The following is a 3,509-nucleotide window of genomic DNA, read 5'->3' on the forward strand; positions in this document are numbered from 1 at the left end:
GGCTTTGCCGTGGTGGCCGGCGAGGTGCGCGGTCTGTCGCAGCGCAGCAGCGCTGCAGCGCGCGAGATCCGCGGCCTGATCGTGACGAGCGTGCAGGGCGTGGGGCGGGGCTCTGCGCTGGTGGCCCAGGCCGGTGAGCGCGTGGCCAACACCGTGCGGCACGTGAACCAGGTGGTGACGCTGATCAGCGAGATCCAGAATGCGGGCCACGAGCAGGCACGCGGCATCGCCCAGATCGGCGAGGCGGTGCGTCAGCTCGATGCGGCCACGCAGCAGAACGCGGCCCTGGTGGACGACAGCTCCTCGGCATCTTCCGGCGTGAAGAACCAGGTGCGGCGCCTGCTGGAGGTCATCCGCCAGTTCAGGTTGGCACCGGACGCCAGCGGCCCCGCACTGCGCCCTGCAGAACCCGAGCGGGAGGGTGAGGGCGGCGTGCCAGCACCCGCAGTGCCGGTGGCTCTGCCCGCAGCAGGCACCGTGCGCCAGCGGCTGTCGATGGCCGCGCGCTAGTCCACTGCAACCGGTTCACTGATCCCACTGCGCGCCTGGCTGCGGTGGGGTGGGTGCCACCCGCTCAGAGGCCTGGCGGGACGTCGAGCGAGGCGATCTGGTCGCGCCCGCGGTGCTTGGCCAGATACAGCGCCTGGTCGGCGCGGTCCAGAACGTCGCGCAGGCTGCGGTCGCTGGACCGGAGCGCGCTCACTCCCAGGCTGGTGGTGATGCGGTAGGTCTGGCCCGCACTGTCGCGCAGCTCCAGCGCGCGCACGCTGTGCAGGATGCGCGACGCGGCCTCCATGCCTTCGGTCAGCGTGGTCAGCGGCAGCAGCACGCCAAACTCTTCGCCACCCAGGCGGCCCACCGCGTCGCTCGCGCGCAGCTGGCTCTTGACGGCCTGTGCAAACGCAATGAGCGCACGGTCGCCTTCGAGGTGGCCAAACCGGTCATTGATGGATTTGAAATGGTCCAGGTCCAGCATCAGCAGCGTCAGCGGTTCGCCATTCGCGCGTGAGCGGGCATACACCTGTTCTGCGCCTTCCAGAAAGGCCCGGCGGTTGGCCATGCCGGTCAGCATGTCGGTGGTGGCAAGCCGCTGCAGTTCCCGCTCCAGGTTCTTGCGCTGCGTCACGTCGCGGTAGATGCCTTCCACGCCCGCAAAATTGCCCGCATGGTCATACAGCGCATGGCTGCTGATGGAGATGTCGATCACCGCCCCATCGCGCCGCACCATCTGGCCCGGGAAGTCCGAGACCTCCCCGTGCGCCATGATGGCCGCCTTGAAGGCATCGCGGTCCGTGCTGTGCGGGTAGTACGACTCGGCCGTGCGGCCCTCGATCTCGTGGGGCTCGTAGCCCAGCACCCGCCGCACCCCTGGCCCCACATGCTGCACCACCCCCTGCGCGTTGGTGCGGTAGTACACGTCCTGCATGTTGTCGAACAGGCGGCGAAAGTTCTGCTCGCTCTCCCGCAACTGCGACTGGATCTCGCTTTGGTGGGTCATGTCCAGCGCGCACATCAGCACGGCGGGCGCGCCGTCCCACTCCATGGACACGCTGCTGATCAGCACCATCAGCAGGTTGCCGCGGTCCGTGCGGATACGGAACTCGGCCGGCTTGTTGGGGCGGCCTGCCTGGCTGGGCACCACCACCTGTTCGATGCGGTGCGAGGAGCGCGCCTGGTCCATCGGGTGCACGAACTCCACCGGCCGCCGGCCGATCAGGCTGTCGGCGCTGGGCACCTCCAGCAGCTCGGCGCTGACGTGGTTGGCAAAGCGGATGACGCCGTCGTGTACAACGAGTACAGCCGCTGGCAGCATCTGCAGCAGATGGAGGTCAGGGGGCATTCGGCAAATAGGTAACCAAAAGTAAGCCGCCATTGTCGCACCGGTGCCTGCGCATGGGAATGCCGGTGGTGGAGAAGCGCCGACCGGATTTTGCAGCCTGGCGCAGGCACGCCCCCGGGCCGCTGAGCGTCTGCCCTTAGGCTAGCCGTTCAGGTTCGCGTGCGGGGCGGGGCTCCGGCAGGTGCGGCAGTGGCCGATAGGGATTCCGTGCCCGCAGCCGTCGCCGCAGCGGCAGCCGCGCGCAGCTTGTCCTTCTTGCTGGGCCGCTTGCCCTTGATGCCGCCGGAGCCTTGTTTGCCCGCTGCGGGCACCGGTGCGGCCGCCTGCTGCCGGGGCTCGAAGCCCGCGACGTGTTCGCGCGGCAGCGTCAGGTTCTGGCGCTTTTCGATCAGGCGGAAATGCGCCTCGGCATCGGCGGTCACAAAGCTCACGGCCACGCCACTGTGCCCGGCACGCCCTGTGCGGCCGATGCGGTGCACATAGTCCACGGCAGAGCGCGGCAGGTCGTAGTTGACCACGGCGGGCAATTGCGCGATGTCGATGCCCCGTGCCGCCAGGTCGGTGGTCACCACCACCTGCCAGCGCTCGTCCTTGAATTCCTGCAGCACCTGTTTGCGCGCGCCCTGGCTGAGGCCGCCATGAAAGGGCGACGCATAGATGCCGGCCTGGTACAGCTTTTCTGCCACGTGCTCTGCCGCGTATTGCGTGGCCACGAACACGAGCACGCGGGGCCAGCCATGCTCCGTGACCAGGTGGCGCAGCAGCTGGGTGCGGCGGCTGGCGTCGACGGCAATGGCGCGCTGCTCGATGGCCGGTTCGCTGCCGCTGGCATGGGGCAGCTCCACGGTCACGGGCTGGCTCAAGAGGCTGTCTGCCAGGGCCTGCACATCCGCCGCAAAGGTGGCCGAAAAGAACAGGTTCTGGCGGCGTGCCGGCAGCAGCGCCAGCACGCGCTGCAGCTCTTCGGCAAAGCCCAGGTCCAGCAGTCGGTCGGCCTCGTCCAGCACCAGGTGAGCCACGGCCGACAGCCGCAGCGCGTTGTGCTCCACCAGGTCCAGCAGGCGGCCCGGCGTGGCCACCACAACGTCTGCGCCGCCGCGCAGGCCCATCATCTGCGGGTTGATCGACACGCCGCCGAACACAACCGCCACCTTCACCGGCTGCTGCAGGTGCTGCGCCAGGCTGCGAATCACCTCGCCCACCTGGGCCGCAAGCTCCCGCGTGGGTACCAGCACCAGCGCACGCACCTGGCGCGGGCCGCGTGCGCCGGTGGCGCCCGCCTGCAGCAGCTGCAAGAGCGGCAGCGCAAACGCGGCCGTCTTGCCCGAGCCTGTCTGGGCGGCACCGCGCACGTCGGCCCCCGCCAGGATGGGCGGAATGGCCGCAGCCTGGATGGGCGTGGGCTCTGCAAAGCCGGCCTGGGCGGCAGCGTGGGCAAGGGCGGGCGAAAGACCGAGGGAGGCAAAGGGCATGGAGCAAGCGTGCGGGGCGAAAGGCCTGCATTGTCGCGCCTGGGATGGCCTGCACAACTCCCGGCGGTCGGTGGTAGCGCGGTGTCGGGCGGTCCGCCGCGGTGCTTTTCTTGCCAATGGGTGGGCGATTGGCTGCAAAAAAAGACGCCTTGCGGCCCATCCCGATCAGCACTACCACGCACTCGCGAGGGTTATGC

At 69.1% G+C, this 3,509-nt stretch carries 3 protein-coding genes; 1 reads left to right on the forward strand and 2 read right to left on the reverse strand.

Annotated elements, in window-relative coordinates; genetic code table 11:
• A partial coding sequence (locus ACOQFS_RS02910) for a methyl-accepting chemotaxis protein (protein WP_421561472.1) occupies nt 1-510 on the forward strand: 510 nt, incomplete at its 5' end.
• Between the two features lie 64 nt (nt 511-574).
• On the opposite strand, the gene ACOQFS_RS02915 is transcribed toward ACOQFS_RS02910, so the two are convergent.
• Nucleotides 575-1,840 carry a sensor domain-containing diguanylate cyclase gene (locus tag ACOQFS_RS02915; RefSeq protein ID WP_421561473.1) on the reverse strand — a complete coding sequence of 422 codons (1,266 nt, stop codon included), beginning with the start codon at nt 1,838-1,840 and terminating at the stop codon, nt 575-577.
• Nucleotides 1,841-1,989: 149 nt separating this feature from the next.
• Nucleotides 1,990-3,312 carry a DEAD/DEAH box helicase gene (locus ACOQFS_RS02920; protein WP_421561474.1) on the reverse strand — a complete coding sequence of 441 codons (1,323 nt, stop codon included), beginning with the start codon at nt 3,310-3,312 and terminating at the stop codon, nt 1,990-1,992.
• Nucleotides 3,313-3,509 lie beyond the last annotated feature (197 nt).

The sequence above is a fragment of the Paracidovorax sp. MALMAid1276 genome (assembly GCF_049198005.1).
In the GTDB taxonomy this organism is placed as follows: Bacteria; Pseudomonadota; Gammaproteobacteria; order Burkholderiales; family Burkholderiaceae_C; genus Acidovorax.

Bases quoted from the DNA above. Each gene is read 5' to 3' on its own strand.
- ACOQFS_RS02920 (WP_421561474.1), bottom strand. From the start codon at position 3,312: ATGCCCTTTGCCTCCCTCGGTCTTTCGCCCGCCCTTGCCCACGCTGCC.
- ACOQFS_RS02915 (WP_421561473.1), bottom strand. From the start codon at position 1,840: ATGCCCCCTGACCTCCATCTGCTGCAGATGCTGCCAGCGGCTGTACTC.